Raw genomic sequence first — 23,304 nt, 5'->3', positions numbered from 1 at the left:
GGTGTTATTTTGAAGCCATTTGTCCCTCAACTGGTCTATATTGAACCGAAAGCATTGGAGTATGAGCTTGGAAGGGAATTAAAGCAGAAATTTGAAGCAATGGGACTTGAAATCAAGGAAACAACTTCCCATAACCAGATACGCAATCTGCCGGGGGATAATGATTTTCAAAAGTATCGGATTGCTAAATCAACGCTCGTTGTAGGAGTAAGAAAGACGTTGAAGTTTGATTCTTCGAAACCATCTGCAGAATATGCCATCCCTTTTGCAACAGGCTGTATGGGCCATTGCCATTATTGCTATTTGCAAACAACGATGGGAAGCAAGCCATATATTCGCACCTATGTAAATCTGGATGAAATATTTGATGCTGCAGATAATTACATGAAGGAGCGGGCACCAGAAATAACAAGATTCGAAGCTTCATGTACATCGGATATCGTAGGAATTGACCATCTCACCCATTCGTTAAAAAGGGCTATTGAATATTTCGGAAGATCGGAGCATGGCCAACTTCGTTTTGTCACCAAATTCCACCATGTCGACCACCTGCTTGATGCAGACCATCAAGGGAAAACGCGATTTCGATTTAGTGTCAACGCCGACTATGTAATCAAGAATTTTGAACCTGGAACTTCATCACTTGATTTAAGAATCGAGGCCGCTGCGAAAGTCGCAGGCGCCGATTATCCACTTGGCTTCATCGTTGCCCCCATCTATTTACATGAAGGCTGGCAGGATGGCTATAAAACCTTGTTCCAAAAGCTGTATGATAAGTTGCCGGCTCAAGCAACTGAGGATCTAACCTTTGAACTGATCCAGCATCGGTTCACCAAGCCTGCCAAACGAGTAATTCAACAAAATTATCCTATGACCAAACTCGAACTGGATGAAGCAAAAAGGCAATATAAATGGGGCCGCTACGGAATTGGCAAATATGTATACACCAAGGATGAAGCTACAGAAATCAAGGAAACCTTATCCCAATACATTCAATCCTATTTCCCCCAAGCCAGAATTGAGTATTTTACTTAGGAACAACAAAGAACAGCCTATTTGGCTGTTCTTTGTATAAATCAATATTTCACCATCACAGACAATAGATAATGATAGATCAACTTCTGTGTATTGAGAATGGAGCTTTCGTGTGTCCGTTCGAAAGCATGGGACGATTCGATCCCAGGCCCAATCAATCCATGAATGATATCATGTCCGGAACGGATTGCAGCAGATGCATCCGACCCATAAAATGGATAAATATCAACTTTATATCCGATTTCATTTTTTTGTGCGAGCTCCACCAGATGTTTACGCAAGCCATAGTGATACGGCCCACTGGAATCTTTCACACAGATTGAAACTGTGTATTCATCGGAGGACTGGCCATCTCCCAATGCTCCCATATCGACGGCAAGATACTCGACCGTTTCAGGAGTGATGTTGGAATTCCCTCCATAACCGATTTCTTCATTATTGGAAATAAGGAAATGCGTGGTGTATGGCAAAGTTATTTTCTCGGTTTGAATATGCTTGATCATATTAAGCAAGATGGCAACACTGGCTTTATCATCTAAATGTCTGGATTTTATGTATCCGCTTTCCGTCATTTGTACACGAGGATCAAATGATACAAAATCTCCCACTTCTATTCCGAGCGCCTTCACCTGTTCGCGTGTGGACACTTTTTCATCGATCCGCACTTCAATGTTTTCATCATTCCTCGCTGCATCCCCAGCGTTTTTATAAACGTGTACAGAAGTTTGATGCATGAGGATGGTCCCTGTATAGACCTTGCCGTTCGATGTTTCAATCTCACAATATTCCCCTTCTACTGAATTCCACCGGAAGCCCCCGATCATGGTAAGCTTTAACCTTCCATTTGATTTGATTTCTTTAACCATCGCTCCTAATGTGTCCACATGAGCAGTCAGCATCCGATGCTCCCTCTCGTTCGTTCCATTTATGGTGGCGAGGAGCCCACCTTTACGATTCCTTCTTGTTTCCACACCATACTCCTGAAGGAATTTTTCTACATAGCTGATTACTTTGCTGGTATTTCCCGACGGACTTGGAATGGAAACAAGCTCTTTGATTAATGTGAAGGTTTCCTGTACACTTGGTTGATAGTTCAAATAAGCACTCCCTTTGCATTCTTAGAATAGTTATAGCATAAAATATTTTTCATACCCTGTATATAAGGAAATAATCAGACTTTTTAGGAATTAGTACTGTGACACAAAAACTTTCCGTCTATCGATAACCCCCAAATATAGTATACTGTATCTAACTACTAGACATCCAATAAGGGGGATTAGTATGCATGAAATTGCAAAAAAGCTGTCTGCCCACTTTCTTGAAAAGAATGTTATTCAAGGATGGGCTAGTATAAAAGACACAATAGAACAGGGCTACAATAGCCCATATATATATGATTTTCTATTTCGGGATGCCATGTACCACATTGGCGAGCTTTGGGAGAAAAATGAAATTACGGTTGCCGACGAGCACCTCGCTACCGGTGTAAGTGATCTTCTTCTATCTAAATATCATCTCGCAAAAAAAGAAATAGCCCTATCAGGTACGGACCCTGTTTCCCAAAACCCTTCCAATAGAGCCATGTTTTTCTGTGTGGAGGGAGAAGAGCATTACCTGGGCCTTAAAATGGCTTCTTCCTTATTTGAGGAATTTGGATGGGATGTGTATGATCTGGGTTCCAATCTTCCTTTGGACTATGCCGAATATAGCTTGAAGAAGTGGCAGCCGGAAATCATCTGTATTTCCATTACCATCAGACACCTGTTGCCTAAACTGAATGATACAATCAAGAGACTTACAGCCATTCATCCAGAAGCAACCATAATTGTTGGAAGTCGCCTCCATCAAGAAGCCGCTTTCCTCTCCTGCTGTAGGGAAGATACAATCATAGCCAAAGATGCTGCCTTTTTGTATGAGTGGCTGGAAAATCACAAGAGTAAAGCTTCCTTCGTCCAAAAAGGAGTGTTCCTATAATGTATCGTATACCTGTACCCTATTTTAAATTAAGAAGCGACTTTTCCATCCTGGATGTTTCCAAAGAGGTAACCCACCTCTTTTATCCTGTTACATCCTTTCTTCATTTAGTTGATTCTGAAAGCAGGAACAAGTTAAAGCGGCTCCTGAATGTTCCTTCTCCTGGTAAAATGGAGATAAATCTGAATACAATAGAGTCGCCTACAACATTGTTCACCATTCATTACTATTATCAGCCAAAAGAAGAGATCATCCATCTTGTTTGTTTAAATGAATCAGATTCCTACAATCATATTCATTTCGAATTCCAACAGATTAAAGAAAAGATTCAAAGCGGTGCATGGGAAAAAGTCATTCCTACACAAGTGGAAGAAACTGCTCTCAATATAAACCTACAGCAGGCTTCCAGGAAATTTTCCACAATCAATGACCTGCTCAATATCATACAACACGACCTTCAGACTGCTGGAAAAGAGGAGTATGTAGAATTGATCCGCTCCGAGCTGGCAGACATCAAAGCTTATATTTCCAAATAAAATCGACCGGCCAATAGCTTTTGCTACTGCCGGTTTTTTTATACTAAAATCGAGTTAAATCTTTATCCATTTGACTTTTTGTCCAATGGGTGTATAATAAGAGTTTGGGCAATAGTCCCAAACAGTTAGTAACTTGATATTGAAAGGAAGGACGTTATGACATTCTTTAGTTTTACAAACAAGTCACAAGGATGCACTGGCGTTCCATATAGTTTTTTAAGCAAAGCTTAATCGTACTGGCACGGCCTAGGAGCCGTAAGGACGTATGAGAGGTAGGGCTTACGTTGTTTAAGTAAGAAAAGCTACCATGGAATTTTAACCGCGGCAAACGAATTAAAACACTTTTATGTCAATTATAATGCTTGTGATGAAGCAAGTTACTAATAGCGCAAAAACATCATTTCTAATTGCGCTCCCAATAGAAAAATAAAAACGGGTCGATCCTTGGGACGACCCGTTTTTATTATGTCTTTAAACATTCATATTTGATAATTCCCCTAAACCCCTGTATAATATAATGCTGATTGTCAAAAAAAACGTCGAAAAATATTAACGGAATAAAGTATTTTCTGGTAATAAAGGGGGAATTGGATGTCTTTTACAAGCTTAGTATTAGCCGAAGAAGAGACAGTAAATACTGCAAAAAATAAAGAAGCGATAAAAAAGGAATTGGATGAGCTAGAATTTCAGATGTTTCGCATGAAAGAAAATATGAAGGAAATTGCCAAAAAGTGGCAAGTGATCGGCATTGATCAGACAAAAGACGATACATGGGTAGTGGTTTACACCAACTATGACAGTCAATCATGCAAGATTATGTTAAATGATTGCGACTCCGCATACCGTGGACAATGGGACTATTCTATCCAGGCTACCTATAAGGATGAAGATACCATCTTTATTGGTGACATCAAAGGTCCGGAAAACAAGGGTTTTGGGACAATATGTATGAACTACCTAAAAGAGGTGGCCAAGGAGCAGAACATCAGGTACATCACAGGAGATATTGCCAAGCGTGATTGGGACCACGTAGACCGCCTAGTTCATTTCTACAAAAAGCATGATTTCCACATAGACATCGATAAAGAGTCTAAATCAGGCGAAATTGTTTGGCAGCCGTATAATTAACTGATATTTTCTTTTGTGTTATGTTTTGATGAAAGAAAAAGCTACAGGCAGGAGCGATACTGCATATGAATAAAAGACAGAATATCCAGGTTCTAGGTCAGACGGTGGATAAGGAAACAAGGTGTGTCCATTACCACTCTGCTAAAGACATTATTGCGATAAAATTCTACTGCTGTCAAACATATTTCCCATGCTATCAATGCCATGACGAAAAAGCGGACCACCTCCGTCAAGTTTGGCCCAAAGAAACTCACCAGGAAAAAGCTATCTTGTGCGGGTCCTGCAAAACCGAGCTCAGCATTCAAGAGTATTTGCAATGCCATTCCAAGTGCCCAGTGTGCAAATCAACTTTCAATCCGGGTTGCCAAGTGCATTATCATTTATACTTTGAAAAATAGTTTTTTAACAAAAAGAGGGCCTATAAGGTCTCTTTTTTTCATTCTCCAAACAGGTAGCTGCTCCAAAGTTGTCCGATTTCAGCAGAGGTTAGCCTAGTGTGATTGAGTGATGATTCCAACTGATATTCTCCCTATCCTGTAAACGTTTTAAATGTAAGGATTATGGAAAGTAAAGCCTGGTAAACAATCCATTACCGGACTCTTCTTTCCATCTATTTTGTGTCAGAGTGTAGATATTATACTATCAGCGACCGTCGTAATAGTACCAATATCTTAAAGGAGAAACCCTGTTCTCCAAACATTCCCTTGCACCATTTACCATAGCTGGTGAAGCCACTGGACTTTCGGATCTTTCGCATGAGCACTCATGATGATGATGGTGATCATGATGCTTTTTCTCACAGCACTTTAAAAACACTACTCCCATAACCTTCACCTCCTTTCTTATCTAGTAAATTGTATGAAAATTGATAGAGATTGCTTGTACGGTTTCATCAGAAAAATAAAAAAGAGACAAGCGGATGATAATCGCTTGTCCAATCTTTTATCTATTATTAGGGTTCTTTCATACTTTCGGTAGCTTCAATTCTTCTAATGCCAATTGAATTATATATATATAATATACGGCAAAGACAATTGCGATAGTACAATAAATAAGTGCTTATGATTAAATATTTTCCTAACTAAATCTTTTACAGTTATTGTGCTAAACTTTTTTGTTTCCAAATTAAGCTCCTCCTGCTAAAAAATTGTTGTCCTCGTATACTTTACCCATTTGGATACTTTTAAAAAATTTTGAATGCAAGTCATTGAGTAGGAAATATTAACAATATGCAATCATTAAGAGGGAGGAATAACATGAATCTACAATCAGGAACGTATTATTGGCCCACTACCTTCCCGGAAGCTCCGACATATCCATCACTGGATGAGGATATTGAGTGCGATGTCCTGATTATTGGCGGAGGAGGTTCTGCTGCCCAATGTGCCTATTATCTGGCTAATAAAGGCTTAGAAATTGCGGTCTTAGAAAAAGGCAGAATCGGTTCCGGCAGTACAAGTGCAAACACGGCACTCATTCAATATTCCGGAGAAAAGATGTTCACCGATCTCATACATACCTTTGGAGATGAGTATATTACAAGGCATCTACAATTATTGAAAGATGCGATAGATGAAATAGAAGCAGCTTCGGGAAAAGTCAAAGTGGATACTGAATTCACAAGGAGGGATACACTATATCTTGCAAGCTGCAAAGAGGATGTACCCCGGCTGGAAAAAGAGTTTGAATTTCTTAAACAGCGTGGGTTTCAGCTGGATTTACTCTCCGAAGCGGAAATAGAGAAAAAGTACCCCTTCAGCAGGGAGGCAGCGATATATTCCTATGGAGATGGTGAGCTCAACCCTTTCAAATATACTCATGCACTTTTTGACTATGCTGCAAAGAGAAAAGTACGTATATATGAAAACACGGAAATGAATGGGCATCAATATGATAGACGGAAAAGCCGCATGATCATTACGACAAAGAACGGAAATACCATTAAAGCAGCAAAAGTGATATTTGCAACAGGGTACGAGGGAACAGAGCAAAAAAAAGAAAAGAAAGTATCCTTTGTAAGTACTTATACTGTCACTACAAGTATAGTGAAAGACTTCTCAGAATGGTATAATCAAACACTGATTTGGGAGACGGCCAGACCATACCTATACATGCGCACCACAGCCGAAAATAGGATCATCATCGGAGGACTAGATGAAAATACTTTTTCTGCCGAAGAGCGGGACAGTAAGTTGATGCACAAAAAAGACAAACTGGTCGAAGAATTAAAAAATATGTTCCCTAAGTTAGATGTAAGACCAGAATTTTATTTAGCAGGATTCTATGGCGGTACAATAGATGGCCTTCCCATCATAGGAATATACGATGAGTATCCTGAAAGCTATTTTCTTTTTGGCTTCGGGGACAATGGTACGGTGTACAGTCAACTTCTTGCCAAAATAATTGCCAGAGAAATCCTTGAAGGCGATAGCCCTGATCTGAAGTTATATCTGCAGGACCGCCCTCTTTTAAGAAAGTCATAAACAAAGAAAAGGCCCAGAATCCATAAATGGAATCTGGGCCTTTTTCTTTGTTTATGATCTGAGAGGGATTCGAACCCCCGACCCCTACCCTGTCAAAATCATTTCTCATGTTTTATCTAGATAAATTAAATAAATGTTGTTAAATAAAATCTAGATATATCAAGGGATTTGGTTGTTCTAGTTTATTTTTAGTTAATTTAGTTAACCTTGAAAAAATAAGAATGTGCAATTTTTGTGCAATAATGAGTGAAGGGTTTAAATTTGATGCACCTAAATGTCATTTTTAAAGGGTTTCGGAATGTGACCATTCCGAAACCCTTTTGTCTATAGACTGAAATGACTCAATTTATGATTCATCAAAACTCTCTCAATCATTTACTCCAAATCATTATTTAAAAATGTCGTAACATGTTCTGCAAACATTTTTGAATATTGAAATAAGAAACCATGACCTGAATCTGGATAGATGATTAGTTGTGCATTTTCAATTTTTTGTGACATAATATATGAATTTATTGATGGAGCCATGATATCATTATCACCATTCATAACTAGTACAGGTTGTTTGATTTCAGCTAGGTGTGGGAATAATGAATCTTCACCCCCTGTTTTTTGTAACGCTTGTGCTTGTGCCATAAACGATTCTTGTTTTACTAGAGGCGAACGATCCTTGTGTCTGTTTTGAAGTCGTTTAAGGTATTCTTTTCCTTTAACTTGACTCGATTCAGTTGGCTCGAAGAATAAATATAAGAAATCTTCATCAACATTAACCGGTTTTAGTGCAACTTGGAATACTTCCGGTTGAATTCCTCGGATTCCTTCACCAGATCCTGGACCTGTACCAGCTAATACTAGACGACGTACAAGATCTGGTCTTTTAATTGTTACTGTTTGTGCTACGAAACCACCCATAGAAAAACCAAATAAATCGATTTTCTTTAGTCCAAGTGCTTCAATAAAAGCAATTGCATAATCTGCCATGATTGGAATACTGTTTGCGGCTACTCCTTCAGAATTTCCAACACCTACATTATCAAATAAGATAAGTGTTCGATGTTCTGCTAATCGATTTACTACTGCTGGATCCCAATCGTCCATTGTTCCTCGAAAACGATGGCAGAATACAAGTGGTACTCCAGACTCAACACCAAATTTTCGAAACGCAATTTTTATTCCATTTACATCAATATAAGAAGTTTCTACCGTTTCTGCAGTGACTTTTATGTTTTTTATGTTATTCATTGAAATCATCCTTGTAGTTTATTCTTTTGTTTGTAATCTTTGGATTTCTCTTGAAATATAGGTTTATGTCGTTGGATGTTACACTTCATGAATTGTGACAAACCCTAGTTCATTTCCAATTATTTCAAATTTTGTTTCACGGATGAAAATGGGATTCTCTAATTTTTATTTAATGTTCTTTTGTTAAACAGTTCATTCATTTTAGATACTTGCGATTCAAGAAAATTGATCAAATCTGCCTTAGTTGGTGGCTGGCTTGTCCATTCTGATGATTTTGTGCGGCCTTTAGAGAAATCCGAGAGACCAGTTGGTAAACTAAAGTTCTTGTAAGATTGATGAAAATCATTTGAACTGTAATAGCAATGAAATGCCCCAAATTCCAACTTTATTAAATTGGAGTCATAAAACTGTTCATCATTCGAATTAATTTTTTATTGCAATTTGCATTCTTTAATATGAAATCTAGCGTCTAATATATCCCCCTACTTAACTTTTTATCGATTTTCATTAAATTTCTTAAATACTAAAACAGCATTATGTCCCCCAAAACCAAATCCATTGGAAACCGCGTAATTTACTTCCGCATTAATTGGATTGTTTGGTACATAATCAAGGTCACATTCCTCATCAGGATATTCATAATTAATTGTTGCGGGAATCAAATTTTCTGAAATGCTTTTAAGAGTGATAATGGATTCAACTCCACCTGCTGCACCGAATAAATGTCCCGTCATTGATTTTGTTGAACTAATTTTCAGCTTGTAGGCATGCTCACCAAATACATTTTTAATCGCTTTTGTCTCTGATTTATCGCCTTCTTGTGTACTCGTACCATGCGCATTTATATAATCAATGGCTGTTGTTTCTATGTTCGCCATTTCAATCGCCAGCTTCATTGCTCGAACTGCACCATTATAATCTGGTGAAGTAATATGATAGGAATCTGTTGTTGATCCATACCCAATAATTTCTCCCAATATTGTTGCTCCTCTATTTTTCGCATGTTCATATTCCCCAAGTAACAAAATTCCAGATCCTTCAGACATTACGAAACCGTCTCGTGCCTTATCGAATGGACGACTCGCTGTGATTGGTGAATCATTATTCGTTGACATTGCTTTCATTCTAGAGAAACCCGCGAAGGATAATGGATTGATCGACGCTTCTGTTCCACCTGCTAAAATGGCATCGGAATAACCATGGCGGATATTCAAAAATGCTTCACCTATCGCATGATTACCAGTTGCACATGCGGATACCGGTGAAAAACTTGTACCTCTAAATCCCGTTTTTATCGATACAATTCCAACAGCCATATTAATAATCATCATTGGAGCCATAAATGGAGATACTTTTCTTGCCCCTTTTTCTAATAAGGTTTGATGATTCTCTAGAACTGTATTTAATCCTCCAATTCCAGAACCGATGAATACCCCTAGGCGATTTTCATCTTCACTCTCAATGTTTAATCTAGATTGATCTAAAGCTTGTTTTGCAGCGGCGTAGGCATATTGGACAAATTTATCAAGCTTATTTAACTCTTTTTTATCTAAATACTTTTCAGGTGAAAAATCATCAATCCTTCCTCCGATTTTAGTATTTATGTCTTCATAACCTTCATATTCAATATTTTTAATACCAGATTTTGAGTTCTTTATGTTATTCCATAATGTCTCGACATCATTTCCTAATGGTGTGATGGCGCCATATCCTGTAATAACGACTCTACGATTCATTTAAAGCCTCCAAACATTCATGTAATTTTATTTAAAAGATCGATTACTTGTTTTTTCTCCTTTTAATGTCATGCAAGTAGAACTGGCTTTAGCAACTAATGACTCTTTTTCATCTATAAGATTACATTCAATAAAGCCAATATTATTTCCATTTTTCGTTACAACTGCATGAGCTTTTAACTTAGTTTTCCATACAGGCTTTAAGTAGTTGATTTTTAATTCAATTGTTGTAAAGCTTTCATTTTCTTGTAATGTTGTGGCATAAGCAATTCCCATAGCTGCATCTGCAAGATCACAAAGGATTCCTCCATGAACCGTTCCCATTGGGTTATAATGATATTCTTTTGTTTCAAGTTCAAAAATAGCTTCGCCTGTTCGAATTTCAATGGGATAAAATCCTATTAATTTTGCAATAGGTGGTACTGAAATTTCTAGTTTTGAATTTAATTTAATGGTATTCTCCATTATTATTCTCCTTTCAGTAAACAATAATTATTGAATCCACAAAAGATACTTCAATTTAAAGAAAAGAACTCACATACACAATGAAATCACACGCAAAAAGGAACAATCGGTCTGTTTTTTCGCAAAAAATGATCATTTATTACTAAAGAGTAATTCAATAATTTGTTTATCCACCATATCCAAGTATTTCGTATCCTTATATAATCGAGTTAGTGCTAAAGCACCTTCAATAGATGAGAGAATGAACACGGCTATTTGTTCTGATTCAATTTCACTTTTTATTTCTTTTTCACTTTTACCATGCTCAATAATCCTAGTTAAAAATGCAATAAAATCGGTAAAGCCTTCTTTGATTGCATCTTCAAACTCTACCTTTGAATCATCTGCTTCAATTGCAGCATTCATTAATGGACAACCACCCACAATCACTTCATCATTTGATAAAGTTTTAAAAACTGATAAAAATGCATGTAACTGTTTATAAGCAGATGCACTTACTGATACAGCATCTTTATACTGTTGTTTAAGTGTATTTAATGAGAAGTTAAATGATTCTTTAGCTAAACGGTCCTTATTTTCAAAATGATTATAAATACCCCCTTTTTTAAGACTTGTGGCGGTCATAATATCTGAAATAGAAGTTGATTTGTAACCTTGTTTATTAAATAAGGAAGATGATTGTTCAATAATATATTTTTTAGTTCGATCTCCTTTGTTCATAATAATATACCTCCCGAAAAAGAACAATCGGTCTGTTACTATTAAATCTTTTTCAAATAAACTTGTCAATAGGCTCTTACCATATAAAAATTACCAATTTTTAAGTATATAAAATAAGCAAATGGGAGAAATGATAATAGAGAATTTTTCCCTTCTGCAAATTTATAAGCATCATACATATAAACACATGGATAAAACATAAGCCATTGGAAATCAATCTTCCTACCAGCCTAGGAGATTTCTCCATGAAAACTAAACATAATAGCTTGGTTAAATGAACTCATAACATTAATCATGAATTCTAAAAGAATAAAAATAAATTCCTTTTAATAACTGGCCATTTTAAATGAGTAAAACCAGGTATGGCAATGCTCCAAAGAAATGCATCTAACTTTTAGTGTCTTTTCATATTTTCTACCTTTAGTTAAGGGTTAAATATTGTTTTTGCTACGCGTCATTAAAATGATCCAATCTCCTCATCAATGAAACAAATCCTCTTATCGTAAATAAAGTAAAACTAACACTTACAAAAGTATGTAATGGGGACCATTTTTTCCAATTGAATAATCTAGAATTTTTTTCAAAATACCATTGACCGACGCTCATAGGGATACTCCATGTCAAGCTTTTCAATAGAATGTTCCCTAAATTATCATTATAAGATTGTTTAACCCAAATGACACTTAATAGTGGGAAAAACAACATATCATAAATAATGTTTGTTTTGAAAATTTTAGGAAAAGGACGGACTGGATATTCAACTCTTTTGGAACCAACAACATAAGCATCTAATAGTGTTGCCAGAACCCCTTTTGAAAAGAAAACAACTAGATTTTCTCTCATTTTTGATCCCTTGAATAAAAATGGTAAGGAAACAATGCATAAAGTAAAAAGGGCATTTAACATTTTCTTCTCCATAAAAACATCCCTCCCAAACGATTTATGTAATATTATAATTACCTAATCAATTTCCATTATCCTAATAAAGATTATAGTAATAAATTTAAATAATAACCAAAAGAGGATGGGACTATAAAAACTCTTACAAAAGACGAACAATTTAAGTATTGGGTCTAAAAACTGCTATTGATTTCCGTGCAAGACTTCGCTTTCCGCGGGTGGCCCGTAAGCCTCCTCGGCTTCGCTTGCGGGGTCTCACATTGGCCACTTCTCCAGCAGGAATCTTCGTCTTGAACTCCAATCAACCGCTGGAGTAACCTAAAAACTAAACGTATATTTGAACACATTTAAAAAACCGAACTAATTTGACCTTAAAACTCAAATTAGTTCGGGTTTTTCTTAGACTAAAACACTTTTGTCCCAGCCTCTTTATTAGTTATTGATTTCCTTTCTTTACCCATTCTGCAACAGTCACTGTACGTTTAGCCTGATGTTTAACTGCTGCTTGGACGTCTTCAATCATTTTTCCATCTTGACCAACCGTTACACTTGTTCCATATGGATTACCACCTGCTCCAAACGTTACAGGATCTGTATAACCAGGAGCTGCAACAATTGCACCCCAATGATACATTGTTGTATAAAGTGATAAAATAGTTGCTTCTTGACCACCATGAGAATTTTGAGCTGAGGTCATTGCACTTACTACTTTGTTAGCAAGTTTTCCGTTAAACCATAACCCTCCTGTTGTATCAAGGAATTGCTTCATTTGTGATGGCATATTTCCAAATCGAGTTGGTATGCTGAAAATAATCGCATCTGCCCATTCTAGGTCTTCTAGTTTTACCTCTGGTACATCTTTTGTAGCTTCTACGTGTGCTTTCCATACTGGGTTAGAATCAATTGCTGCTTGTGGAGCTGTTTCAGGAACTTTTAATACTTTTACTTCAGCACCAATTTCTTTTGCACCTTGCTCTGCCCACTGAGATAATTGGTAATTTGTACCTGATGAACTGTAATAAATAACCGCTAATTTTACATTTGACATATTTTCCGTCTCCTTTATAGATGAATTTCCAAATAGTTTACTTAAAATACCCATTGATCAACACCACCAATTCTTAATATTTTCTTAATTTTTTACTCTTCAGTCTATAAAACCACCCCTTCCAAAGAATCCTTGTATATAATTCCCTAAAAAGGTTATCATAACCATATATTAAGTTGCCAAAGGGTTCTTAATGGAATTATGTTAATAGCTAAATTATTTATTCTCACTGAGCTTATTTAGGATTCATAATTTCCTTATTTAAAATATTATTAACCCGAGATAAATAAACTTCACTGTTGTTGATTAATTAAAATTTTCCTATTTTATATAGATTTTGAGATAGCTTTGTCCTTGCTGAAAATATATTGACTCAATGAAAACAATTTGCTTCCATTGATCACAAGATAAGCTGCCATAGCCAAAAATGCCAAATCTAATTCATACCCTGCCATTTGACCATTCCCTAATAAGCCAACTGAAAGTTTGACTTTTAAAGTTGCTCCAATCATTAATAATCCAAATAGTCCAGAAACAAGTCTTGTAGCCAATCCAATAATCAAGGCAATACCGCCTACCATCTCAAGCAAAGCAACTCCGTATGCCAGAAAACCTGGTAAACCTATACTATCAAACCATCCTACGATATTTTCAATCCCACCTTGAAATTTCACTAACCCATGGATAAAGAATAATACTCCTAATGTTACACGTAAAATAAGTGCCCCTAATTCATTTTTTAACATAACCGATTTAACCTCCATAGACTTTTAATTTAATATTTAATCTAGTTTTTTAAAATATTTTACTATATGTTACGATACCACTTTGCAGCAACTTCAACTTCTTCTCTTGTCAACTGATGACCCCTATTTTCCCAATGAACTTCAACATTTGCGTGTGCTTTTTCTAATAACGATTGTAGTTCAGAAGATTCCATCGGTGAGCAGATGGGATCATTTGTCCCAGCTGCAATAAAAACTGATTTTCCTGACAAGTCAGGTAGTTCAATTCCTTTTCTTGGTACCATTGGATGGTGAAGAATGGCACCTTTTAATGCATGTTGGTAGTGAAATAATAAACTTGCAGCAATATTAGCCCCGTTGGAATACCCAATGGCAATAATATTATCTCGGTCGAAATCATACTTTTCTGCTGCTTCATCAAGAAAGTCATTTAATTCCTTCGTACGGAAAATAAGGTCTTCTTCATCAAACACACCTTCAGCTATTCTACGAAAGAATCGTGGCATTCCATTTTCTAATACATTTCCTCGAACGCTTAACACAGTTGCTTCATCGTCAATACTTCCAGCAAGAGGTAACAAGTCTAATTCATTTCCACCAGTACCGTGAAGTAATAATAATGTTGGCTTAGTTAAATCTTTTCCCTTATTAAAAATATGTTTCATTATTTATCCCCCTCCAGAACACGCACTTCTACACTAGGTAAGATTTCTTCTAATTCTTGTCGTTTTGACTCTAGCCACGAAGGTAACATAAGTTTATTTCCAAGTTCATTGATAGGTTCGTCAACTGAAAAACCCGGCGGGTCAGTAGCTATTTCGAAGAGTATCCCTCCCTGTTCATGGAAATACACAGCTTTGAAATAGTTTCGGTCATGAATTTCAGTCGGATAATATTCCTTTTCTTTAAGAAGAGACTCCCATCTTACAAGATCTTCTTCATCCTTTGACCGCCATGCTATATGATGTACGGTTCCAGCTCCCATTAGCCCACGAACCGACGGAGATAACTTAATGTCAATGATATTACCTACATTTTCCTCAGCTCTAAAGCGAAGAACCCCCTCTTCATCGCCTATACATTCAAGTCCTAAAATATTTTCTAAAACATCTGCTGTTTTATTAGGTTGGGCTGAAAATAATGTAGCTCCACCAAACCCTTTAATCGCATTCTCTGCTTGAATTCTCCCAAATGACCAACTGTTTATTGGTCCCTCATTTCGTTCTACTAGCTCAAGCTGAAGCCCATCAGGGTCATTAAACATGATATTTATTTCACCAAACCTTTTAGAAGTCTGGAAATCTACGCCGAATTTTTGTAAACGATGTTCCCAAAATGGAAGGGCCCCAATTGGAATCACAAAACTAATAACTCCGACCTGACCAGTTCCAATTCGACCTTTTAACTGTTTAGCCCATGGAAAAAAAGTAATTACAGTTCCAGGATCTCCATTTTCATTACCGAAATAAAGATGATACACTTCTGGGCGATCAAAGTTTATCGTCTTTTTTACAAGTCTTAACCCAAGGACCCCTGTATAAAAATCAATATTCCTTTGGGCATCGTTCACCATTGCTGTAATATGATGGATACCAATTGTTTTTTGCATTTTTTATCCTCCTTTCTTAATATTTCTTCAAGCTATTAATTTGGTCGTTCTATGGAAAAAATCTCACCTATTTTCGCGTAATTTACACCTGCTAATCGACTTACAGCTGCTAAGCCCTTTGGGTCAATTCTTCCTTTTTCATAAATGTTATTTTCAATATGAAATTGAACAACTTTTCCAATGATAAAATCACATCCTGGTGCATCCAAACCACCCAATTCTAAAGACTGTTCTAGGACACATTCCATTCGAATTTTAGCTTCACTTACTCCTTGAACTGAAACTTTCTCACTTTCTACTGGAGTAAATTTCCCTAACTCTATTTCACTTTGATATGACGGAAGATTGGCAGCAGTCTTATTTACTTTCTCAACATTTTGTTCATCTACTATATGAATAACAAATTCTTTTGAATCAATAATGTTTCTCGCTGTATCCTTTTGTCTCCCCTCTTGGCGTTGAATAGATAATGAAATCAACGGGGGATTTGACGATACTATATTAAAGTAACTAAATGGCGCACCATTCAAAGTGCCATCCTCTGAAAGTGTTGTGACAAAAGCAATAGGTCTAGGAATAATGCTACCTATAAGAAACTTATAGTTTTCTCTTTCAGTATTATTGGCAGGATCAATTGATAGCAATGTAATCATTCCTTTTTAAAATATTCGTTCAACTCTCTTACCTTAACCGGTATTAAATTCCTTTCAATTTTCCCTCTAAATTGTTCATACTGTTGTGGTAACATTAACTTTTCTCCCATTGTCGCTAAAGATTCATCATGGGCAAAACCTGGAGGATCAGTTGCAATTTCAAAAAGTATTTCCCCATGTTCTCTAAAGTAAATGGCATTAAAGTAGTTTCTATCTTGTACAGGAGTTACCTGATAGCCATTCTCTGAAATATATTTTTGCCAATCCAATTGATCTTGGTCATCAATAGCTCGCCATGCAATGTGATGTACTGTTCCGACACCCATTTGCCCACGTCCAATAGGGGTCTGTTTTAAATCAATTATATTTCCAATCTCAGATGAAGATCGAAATCTAATAAAATCTCCTTCTTTTGCAATGAGTTCAAGACCCATTACTTTTTCTAATAATTCCGCCGTTTTATCTGGCTGAATAGATAATAAAGTCGCACCTCCAAATCCTTTAATCGCAACTTCAGGAGTTAATCCTCCAAAGTTCCATGTATTAGCTTCTCCTTCTTCCCTTTCAACAATTTCCAAGTGAAGCCCATGTGGATCGTCAAATTCCAAGTATTGTTCATCAAATCTTTCCATTTGAGTAAATGTTACTTTGAATATTTCTAACCTTTTTTTCCAAAAATCCATTGAACCTTTTGGAACAACGAAAGATGTAACTCCTACTTGACCATCTCCTATAACGCCTTGACGCGCACCAGCCCATGGGAAAAATGTAATGATTGTTCCTGGTTTACCCCCCTCATCACCAAAATAAAGATGGTAAGTCCCTGGATCATCGAAATTAACCGTTTTCTTTAATAATCGTAGCCCTAACACACCTGCATAAAAATCAACATTCTCCTGAGGATGACCCACGATCGCAGTGATATGGTGAATTCCCATTGTATTTTTACTCAATTTTATTTTCACTCCTATTTTTCTTACTATTTTAAGTTAAATATAGGTAAAAAATTCACTTTTGGTTTAGGGGAACCAGTGGTCTTTGAACTTTAACTTTTCCTTAGAGCCAGCATAAAGCATATTTATTTTGCCCATTATCCGCTTATCTTATTTTCTCTTTGTTAAATGTAATTGGGTCAGTTACGGTTACATATTTTGTATGTTGTGAATTAAAAGCTGATGTAGAAAATCTTTCTATTTCATGAGAGATTCTTTATTCCGAGATATTTTAGAATAAAAAAGTATCAAGACTGTATTGACCAGCACCTATTAGAGCTATACCTACAGCCACTACAAGTAACGTTAGATTATATTCATATCCATTTGATGTTGCCCATAAGCCGTTTGGAGCATGTACTTTTACAATAGCAATTAACATAGTTACTGCTATCATAATTCCAGCAATTGGTGTTAAAAGTCCAAGAGCAAACAATAATCCTCCAATTAGTTCTGTTAATCCCGCGAATAGAGCCATAGTTACACCTGGCTTCATGCCAATTGACTCAAACCAACCTCCAGTCCCTTTTAATCCATAACCACCGAACCATCCAAACAATTTTTGAGCACCGTGACCAATGAATAAAGCACCAATTACCAGTCTAATGATTAATAATCCAATATCTATCATAGTAAATTCCTCCAAATCCATATTTTATCTCGATTTCAAGATATGTTAATATAAAAAATTATTTTACCACTTCTTCTTTTAACTTTTTCAAAAGTAACACCAAGGTATCTAATTCATTAATATCTAATGAATCAAAAGTATCATCCACAAATTTTTTATGTTTCGGCATAATTACATTCATCAATTCGAGTCCTGTATCTGATAGGGTCACATGTATAACTCGACGGTCATCAGGACACGCATTTCTTTTTAATAAACCTTTCTGTTCCAATTTATCAATAACATAAGTCATTGAACCACTGGATATTAATATGCTTTTACCAATTTGCTGTATCGTTTGTTTACCTTTATGAAAAAGGACTTCTAAAACCGAAAAGTCTGTAATACTTAAGTTGAATTTGGTCATATCATCCCTGATTTGTTCTTGAATTACTCTAGCCGTTTGCATAAGCAATAAGAATGGTTGGTTTGAACAGCTTCTTTTTATCATAACCACCTCCCCGAAAAATACTTAATTCAAGAATAATAAATTAAAATATCTTGAATACGAGATAATATTACTTCTTATATTCCTCATTGTCAACAACAATTGTTATATTATTGTCGAGTTTAACTATCAAACATTTTAGGTCTGGTTTACTGTAAAGGAATAAAAATTCAAATATGTATAATTATTCAAGACTAACTGAAATAGCTGCTACAAATAATAAAGTAAACCATTTCTAAACAACAAATTCGTTCGCTCAATTTGAATTTACGAGAAATTCACGAAAGTGGGAAGGTTTTCAAAGCAGAATAGGTATACTGTAAAAATGATTGGACAAGGAATTTACAATTCCCGAATAACTGAATAAAGTTTACTGATTGGGAGGCTAATTATGAATCAGAAAGATTGTGACTTTTCACCACTTAAACAAAAATTGAAAGAAGGGTTACACAAGATTTCGGCTGAAATTAATATTGGATTAGACTCATTAGAAAATGAAAACTATTGTTTGTTAGGAAGACTTGAGAGTATAAAGGAAAGATTTGAACAAATTGAAACGTTTGCTGCGTCATTTTATATGAATTGTTATTTATCCCCATATACCGATAAATATTTAGATTTATCAACTTGTATACAACATCTTTCAAATCAAAGACATGGTGCTTTGATTGTGATTGAACGTGAAAATCCACTCGATTCTTTAATCCGTCCGGGAACTCCTATAGGTGCAACATTATCACATTCTTTGTTGGAATCAATTTTCTATCCCGGAAATCCTCTTCATGATGGTGCCGTACTTGTTCGTTCCAATCTAATTTTGTCAGCAGCAAACGTTCTCCCTTTAACCAACAGGGTTATAGGAGAAAAAAAACTGGGAACTCGTCACCGTGCGGCTTTGGGGTTAGCAGAAAAAAGCGATGCTCTTGTGCTCGTGGTTTCTGAAGAAACAGGTAGGGTTTCATTTGCTTTTGATGGGAAGCTATATCCTATTACGACTGCTAGCTCGTTGTTATAGAATGGAGACTCCATCCTTGAAGGACAGATCGCCATAATAATATATGGTGGAATCTGCCCAATTTTGCACCTATTGACTATGAAATGATTATACTTAATTTACAGAAGGGCTTCACCCGGCAAGATTTTTTCGGAAAATTAATTCGCTTTCCTTCTGAAAAATTTATTTACAATTAATACAAACAAATACAAAATTGGTATGTATAACAGAAGTATGTAAAAACCACTTAATGAAGCTAAAGTCTTTATCATTTCGAAAGAATCTCGCTCGTTTAATACTATTGTTGTTAAATTCAGCAGAATAAGGATTCCAATTAATGTATAACTTGGTTTTAAATTAAACATTTCTTTCATACCACGAGAGATAGACCAAATGCACAAACAAATCGGGGGTAAAACGACTAGTAACCAACAAAAGATAAAAATATATTCAAATCTATCGATAAAAGGAACTTGGACTATTTTTGTCATTACTAATGTTGGCCATATAATATGTGCCAATTGTCCACCGCTGAAAAAAGCAAAAGTAATAATAGTTATTAACACATATAAAAAGGTTGTAAATAGTAAGCCTCCATGAGCCCACATTTTTGTCTTTGATGGTTTTCTAACAAAAGGATAGAACAAAAACAATGTTTCAAAACCTAGAAAACTTACTGTAGCTTCTTTTGATGACTTTAGAATATCCTTTATATTGTGTCCAAATAAAGGTAGCAGATTGGAAAAATGACTGAATTTTAACGTAAATCCTAAAACAAAAAAAAGTATGATTGGAATAAAAATACTCCAAAATGCAATTCCTGTTATTACCCTAAATCCACCTGAAACAATTAAAAAAATTACTATTGAAATAATTAATGTAAACTCCCATGGTCTAACTGTATTAAAAGCCCACACATTTATAATCTCTACATAGGAATGAACAACCGTTGTCATCAATAGCAAAAAATATACTAAAAACACAACAGAAAGAGCGTTACCAATAATTTTCCCAAAATACTCCGTGTGAAGAGAAATTAGATTCTTATTTGGAGATTGGTCAAGGAGTTTAAACATCAGGAAAAGAATAATATGTAGCGTAAATCCTACTACTAATACAGATATCCAAGCGTCTTGTTCTGCATATTTTGCAATATCCCGTTGAAAACTTAGCATACCTATCCCTGTTTGGGAAGAATGAATCAAAAAAAAGATAAAAAACGGAGAGAGTAATGAATTTTCTCTGACATCTGTTTGTGCTCTACTCATTTCCATCATCCCCAACACCAGATTGAAAAATAGATGAAGTTATATTCGTTTTCATTGTTACGAATGGGTAGACTGACTTATAAAAATCCTCTTCTTTCCAATGCTTATCTTGACTTCGGAAATCGTCGCCTATCCCTAGTGGGTCAACATCGTTTTCTTTGAATTGGTTGAAAAGGTCTTGAACCTTGTTATCAATATATTTCTCAGTTTCCTTTTCCAGGAAAGGAAACTCATTTCCTAAGTTTATCCATGTAGGATAATCAACTAGTACACTTTTTAATCCTAAAAAATATTCTATAGAACTATCAGAAACATTAGGAATGATTCTTGATCGGCCATAAACACTTTTTATCGTAATTGTTCCTTTTTGGTTATTCTTTTCAATCGGTATTGTAAAAAACATTTCTTTTGACTTATCTATATAGAGTTTCATGAGTGTGGTATGTTCTCTGTCCAAAATCATTTTCAACTTACTATCGGAGCCAATAACAGCCATTTTTTCAATTATTATCTCACCATCCTTTGATAAGTTTATATATGGGATGATTGCATTCCTTCCTTTACCGTAAAAGTCATAAAGAAAAATATGCAAATTCGAATAAGGAAAATTATGATAAACCATGTTTTGTTCGATTAAATTAGGTAGATAATCTCCTTCTTCTTTTGCCAATTTTTGAAAAAGTAATGGTAATGGTTCATCGGAAATGACAATTTTCACTCTCGATCCAATTTTCGCATTTCTACAAATAGAACTAACTATATCTTTAATGCCAACTTCTTTAGTATATTCTTTTCCAAGTACCAACACTCGAGTTTTAGCAATTTCTAGTATGTATGGTGATTTTTGATTAATATTTGTTAAGGATTCTGTAGCATTATTCCCACTAGAAGAAATTAGCTTGACATAATCTTTTTCTTGCCCTTCTCGATATTCATGCACCAGAACAGATCCTAAAAGATTGCCCTCGACACCGTTATAGCCAAAACCCATAATGTCCACTATATTAATTTGATCTACCACTTTATACCTTGAACAGCCTGTAATTAATACAAATAAAACTAGAGTTAATGAATAAAGAAACATCCTTCTTTTTTGTTTAGTTTTATTCATGATCTATCCCCTCTTTTATGTCCTGCTTTTTCTTGGATTGATATCGTGTCTTTCTTAAAGTCCTAAGAAAACCTGGTAGTTTGGTTGATTTTTCATACGAAGATCTGACAAAAGAATCTGTGAAATCCTTCACTCTAAATGGGTAAAGAGGAACCATATAAGGATTACCAAAGGATTTCAATTTTAGTAGATGAGATAACATAATAACAATACCTATTAGTATGCCGAATCCACCCCAGATTGAGGCGAGTACAATGAAGGGGAATCTTATAAGTCTTATCGTATTTGACATTTTGAAAATAGGTGTTGTAAATGAAGCTAATGCAGAAAGGGATACGACGATTAATAAAATATTACTTGTAAGTGCTGCTTCAACTGATGCCTGTCCAATAACAATGCCCCCAACAATCCCCAAAGTTTGACCTATTTTTGTCGGTAATCTAGCGCCAGCTTCCCTTAAGAATTCAATAGTCAATTCCAAAAATATTACTTCTAAAACCGGGGGGAACGGTACATTAGCTCTTGAGCTGATAATGGGTCCCAATAAGTCTTGAGGAATTACCTCATAATGAAACGAAAGTAAAGCCACATAGGCCGGTGTGGAAAAAAGAGAAAAAATAACTCCGAAAATTCTAATGATCCGAAAAAAGGATCCTGTAATCCAAGGCAAATAATAATCTTCAGGTGATATAAAAAAATCCAACAAAGTTGAGGGACCTGTTACTACATATGGAGAACCATCACACATGATAGCCACTTGACCAGATTCTAAAGCATAAGTTGTCCGATCTACCCTTTCTGTTGTTAACAGCAAAGGGAAAGGCGTAAAGGAATTGTCTGTAATGATCTGGTCAAGCAGGGAACTATCAAAAACAACACCGAAATCGATTTCGGATAATCTTTGTCTCACTGTTTCTATGTAAGTAGGATTAGTTAACCCATCAATATACACAATCATAACCCTTGTTTTTGATTTCCTGCCAATTGTCACTTCTTCAAAAACAAGCTTAGAAGCGACAAATTTTTGTCTTAAAAGAAAAATATTCGTTTCTAAATTCTCTATAAATCCAACTTTTGGACCCACTACACTAAACTCATTTTCCGTATCATTTGATAACCTATATCCAGATTCGGACAATCTTAGGTTCACCAATAAACCTTTGTTATCTTGTTGTTTGATTTGAATGAATATATATCCTCTATTCAATTTATCATTGATAACAGTAGCATCTTCAGTAATAACCATATTTTCAAATGGTAGAGATGACTTTACTTTTTCTAAGGAATTTATTTTGTCTATATTTGCTTTTATATATGGGAGTAAAACTCTTTGGAATTTTTCAGAATCAACTAATGAGGTAAAATAAGAAATGAAAATTTTATCTTCCATATTGGATGGAGAAAAACAAGTGAAATCGCTTGATTTTTTTGATTCTTCAAGGACTGTTTTTAACTGTTTTACCTCTTTTTTTTGTTTATTACCAAAAATACTCGACCACATTCCCAAAGCCCACCTTAGTAAATTTCATAAGGTTATATTGCCCAA

25 protein-coding genes are annotated in these 23,304 nt (G+C 35.5%); 7 read left to right on the top strand and 18 right to left on the bottom strand.

Annotation, left to right across the window (positions count from 1 at the left end; genetic code table 11):
- Positions 1–6 precede the first annotated feature (6 nt).
- Complete coding sequence (splB, locus tag ACQCT5_RS15405) at positions 7–1,035, top strand: spore photoproduct lyase (protein WP_499643111.1); 1,029 nt, start codon at positions 7–9, stop codon at positions 1,033–1,035.
- A 41-nt stretch (positions 1,036–1,076) separates the two neighbouring features.
- On the opposite strand, the gene ACQCT5_RS15400 is transcribed toward splB, so the two are convergent.
- Positions 1,077–2,132 carry a M42 family metallopeptidase gene (locus tag ACQCT5_RS15400; protein WP_499642885.1) on the bottom strand — a complete coding sequence of 352 codons (1,056 nt, stop codon included), beginning with the start codon at positions 2,130–2,132 and terminating at the stop codon, positions 1,077–1,079.
- Between the two features lie 184 nt (positions 2,133–2,316).
- On the opposite strand from ACQCT5_RS15400, the gene ACQCT5_RS15395 reads away from it, so the two are divergent.
- The 4 genes from ACQCT5_RS15395 (at position 2,317) to ACQCT5_RS15380 (ending at position 5,071) form a co-directional block, all read left to right on the top strand.
- The gene (locus ACQCT5_RS15395) at positions 2,317–3,009 is read left to right on the top strand and encodes a cobalamin B12-binding domain-containing protein (RefSeq protein WP_499642884.1); all 693 of its coding nucleotides are present in this window, start codon (positions 2,317–2,319) and stop codon (positions 3,007–3,009) included.
- Entirely contained in the window at positions 3,009–3,545 is a 537-nt protein-coding gene (locus ACQCT5_RS15390) for a hypothetical protein (RefSeq protein ID WP_499642883.1), read from the top strand. The genes ACQCT5_RS15395 and ACQCT5_RS15390 overlap by 1 nt, the downstream gene beginning before the upstream one ends.
- A gap of 591 nt (positions 3,546–4,136) precedes the next feature.
- Positions 4,137–4,673: a hypothetical protein gene (locus ACQCT5_RS15385; protein WP_499642882.1), complete on the top strand. Its 537-nt coding sequence runs from the start codon at positions 4,137–4,139 to the stop codon at positions 4,671–4,673.
- Positions 4,674–4,738: 65 nt separating this feature from the next.
- Positions 4,739–5,071 carry a CHY zinc finger protein gene (locus ACQCT5_RS15380; protein ID WP_499642881.1) on the top strand — a complete coding sequence of 111 codons (333 nt, stop codon included), beginning with the start codon at positions 4,739–4,741 and terminating at the stop codon, positions 5,069–5,071.
- A 244-nt stretch (positions 5,072–5,315) separates the two neighbouring features.
- On the opposite strand, the gene ACQCT5_RS15375 is transcribed toward ACQCT5_RS15380, so the two are convergent.
- Entirely contained in the window at positions 5,316–5,498 is a 183-nt protein-coding gene (locus ACQCT5_RS15375) for a hypothetical protein (protein ID WP_499642880.1), read from the bottom strand.
- Between the two features lie 431 nt (positions 5,499–5,929).
- On the opposite strand from ACQCT5_RS15375, the gene ACQCT5_RS15370 reads away from it, so the two are divergent.
- Complete coding sequence (locus ACQCT5_RS15370) at positions 5,930–7,156, top strand: NAD(P)/FAD-dependent oxidoreductase (protein WP_499642879.1); 1,227 nt, start codon at positions 5,930–5,932, stop codon at positions 7,154–7,156.
- Between the two features lie 375 nt (positions 7,157–7,531).
- On the opposite strand, the gene ACQCT5_RS15365 is transcribed toward ACQCT5_RS15370, so the two are convergent.
- From ACQCT5_RS15365 to ACQCT5_RS15305, 13 genes are all read right to left on the bottom strand, one after another.
- Positions 7,532–8,398, bottom strand: coding sequence for an alpha/beta fold hydrolase (locus tag ACQCT5_RS15365; RefSeq protein WP_499642878.1), 867 nt, complete (start codon positions 8,396–8,398; stop codon positions 7,532–7,534).
- Positions 8,399–8,892: 494 nt separating this feature from the next.
- Positions 8,893–10,134, bottom strand: a complete 1,242-nt coding sequence (gene fabF / locus ACQCT5_RS15360; protein WP_499642877.1) for a beta-ketoacyl-ACP synthase II — start codon at positions 10,132–10,134, stop codon at positions 8,893–8,895.
- Positions 10,135–10,161: 27 nt separating this feature from the next.
- Positions 10,162–10,599 (bottom strand): PaaI family thioesterase, encoded by a 438-nt coding sequence (locus ACQCT5_RS15355; protein WP_499642876.1) that lies wholly within the window; start codon positions 10,597–10,599, stop codon positions 10,162–10,164.
- 132 nt (positions 10,600–10,731) lie between these two features.
- Positions 10,732–11,319 carry a TetR/AcrR family transcriptional regulator gene (locus tag ACQCT5_RS15350; RefSeq protein ID WP_499642875.1) on the bottom strand — a complete coding sequence of 196 codons (588 nt, stop codon included), beginning with the start codon at positions 11,317–11,319 and terminating at the stop codon, positions 10,732–10,734.
- Between the two features lie 447 nt (positions 11,320–11,766).
- Entirely contained in the window at positions 11,767–12,237 is a 471-nt protein-coding gene (locus ACQCT5_RS15345; RefSeq protein ID WP_499642874.1) for a CBO0543 family protein, read from the bottom strand.
- 418 nt (positions 12,238–12,655) lie between these two features.
- On the bottom strand, positions 12,656–13,321 hold the full coding sequence (gene wrbA / locus ACQCT5_RS15340; RefSeq protein ID WP_499642873.1) for an NAD(P)H:quinone oxidoreductase: 666 nt from the start codon (positions 13,319–13,321) through the stop codon (positions 12,656–12,658).
- Between the two features lie 272 nt (positions 13,322–13,593).
- Entirely contained in the window at positions 13,594–14,013 is a 420-nt protein-coding gene (locus tag ACQCT5_RS15335) for a DoxX family protein (protein WP_499642872.1), read from the bottom strand.
- A 62-nt stretch (positions 14,014–14,075) separates the two neighbouring features.
- The gene (locus tag ACQCT5_RS15330; protein ID WP_499643109.1) at positions 14,076–14,681 is read right to left on the bottom strand and encodes an alpha/beta hydrolase; all 606 of its coding nucleotides are present in this window, start codon (positions 14,679–14,681) and stop codon (positions 14,076–14,078) included.
- Positions 14,678–15,622 (bottom strand): ring-cleaving dioxygenase, encoded by a 945-nt coding sequence (locus ACQCT5_RS15325; RefSeq protein ID WP_499642871.1) that lies wholly within the window; start codon positions 15,620–15,622, stop codon positions 14,678–14,680. Before ACQCT5_RS15325 ends, ACQCT5_RS15330 begins: the two co-directional genes overlap by 4 nt.
- A gap of 35 nt (positions 15,623–15,657) precedes the next feature.
- Positions 15,658–16,266 carry a flavin reductase family protein gene (locus tag ACQCT5_RS15320; protein WP_499642870.1) on the bottom strand — a complete coding sequence of 203 codons (609 nt, stop codon included), beginning with the start codon at positions 16,264–16,266 and terminating at the stop codon, positions 15,658–15,660.
- Positions 16,267–16,271: 5 nt separating this feature from the next.
- Positions 16,272–17,228, bottom strand: coding sequence for a ring-cleaving dioxygenase (locus tag ACQCT5_RS15315; RefSeq protein WP_499642869.1), 957 nt, complete (start codon positions 17,226–17,228; stop codon positions 16,272–16,274).
- Between the two features lie 271 nt (positions 17,229–17,499).
- Positions 17,500–17,898, bottom strand: coding sequence for a DoxX family protein (locus tag ACQCT5_RS15310; protein ID WP_499642868.1), 399 nt, complete (start codon positions 17,896–17,898; stop codon positions 17,500–17,502).
- 58 nt (positions 17,899–17,956) lie between these two features.
- On the bottom strand, positions 17,957–18,388 hold the full coding sequence (locus ACQCT5_RS15305) for a MarR family winged helix-turn-helix transcriptional regulator (protein WP_499642867.1): 432 nt from the start codon (positions 18,386–18,388) through the stop codon (positions 17,957–17,959).
- A 388-nt stretch (positions 18,389–18,776) separates the two neighbouring features.
- On the opposite strand from ACQCT5_RS15305, the gene cdaS reads away from it, so the two are divergent.
- Positions 18,777–19,400: a sporulation-specific diadenylate cyclase CdaS gene (gene cdaS, locus ACQCT5_RS15300; RefSeq protein WP_499642866.1), complete on the top strand. Its 624-nt coding sequence runs from the start codon at positions 18,777–18,779 to the stop codon at positions 19,398–19,400.
- Positions 19,401–19,537: 137 nt separating this feature from the next.
- Here the strand turns inward: cdaS and ACQCT5_RS15295 are convergent, their stop codons facing one another.
- The 3 genes from ACQCT5_RS15295 to ACQCT5_RS15285 are packed head-to-tail and all read right to left on the bottom strand — an operon-like array spanning position 19,538 to position 23,259.
- Positions 19,538–20,647 carry a GerAB/ArcD/ProY family transporter gene (locus tag ACQCT5_RS15295; protein WP_499642865.1) on the bottom strand — a complete coding sequence of 370 codons (1,110 nt, stop codon included), beginning with the start codon at positions 20,645–20,647 and terminating at the stop codon, positions 19,538–19,540.
- The gene (locus tag ACQCT5_RS15290; protein ID WP_499642864.1) at positions 20,640–21,758 is read right to left on the bottom strand and encodes a Ger(x)C family spore germination protein; all 1,119 of its coding nucleotides are present in this window, start codon (positions 21,756–21,758) and stop codon (positions 20,640–20,642) included. Before ACQCT5_RS15290 ends, ACQCT5_RS15295 begins: the two co-directional genes overlap by 8 nt.
- Entirely contained in the window at positions 21,751–23,259 is a 1,509-nt protein-coding gene (locus ACQCT5_RS15285) for a spore germination protein (RefSeq protein ID WP_499642863.1), read from the bottom strand. Before ACQCT5_RS15285 ends, ACQCT5_RS15290 begins: the two co-directional genes overlap by 8 nt.
- Between the last annotated feature and the right edge of the window lie 45 nt (positions 23,260–23,304).

Source organism: Sutcliffiella halmapala (assembly GCF_050107295.1).
In the GTDB taxonomy this organism is placed as follows: Bacteria; Bacillota; Bacilli; order Bacillales; family Bacillaceae_I; genus Sutcliffiella_A; species Sutcliffiella_A halmapala_A.
Note: the sequence above shows the minus strand (reverse complement) of the source record. Positions and strands in the feature narration are given on the sequence as shown.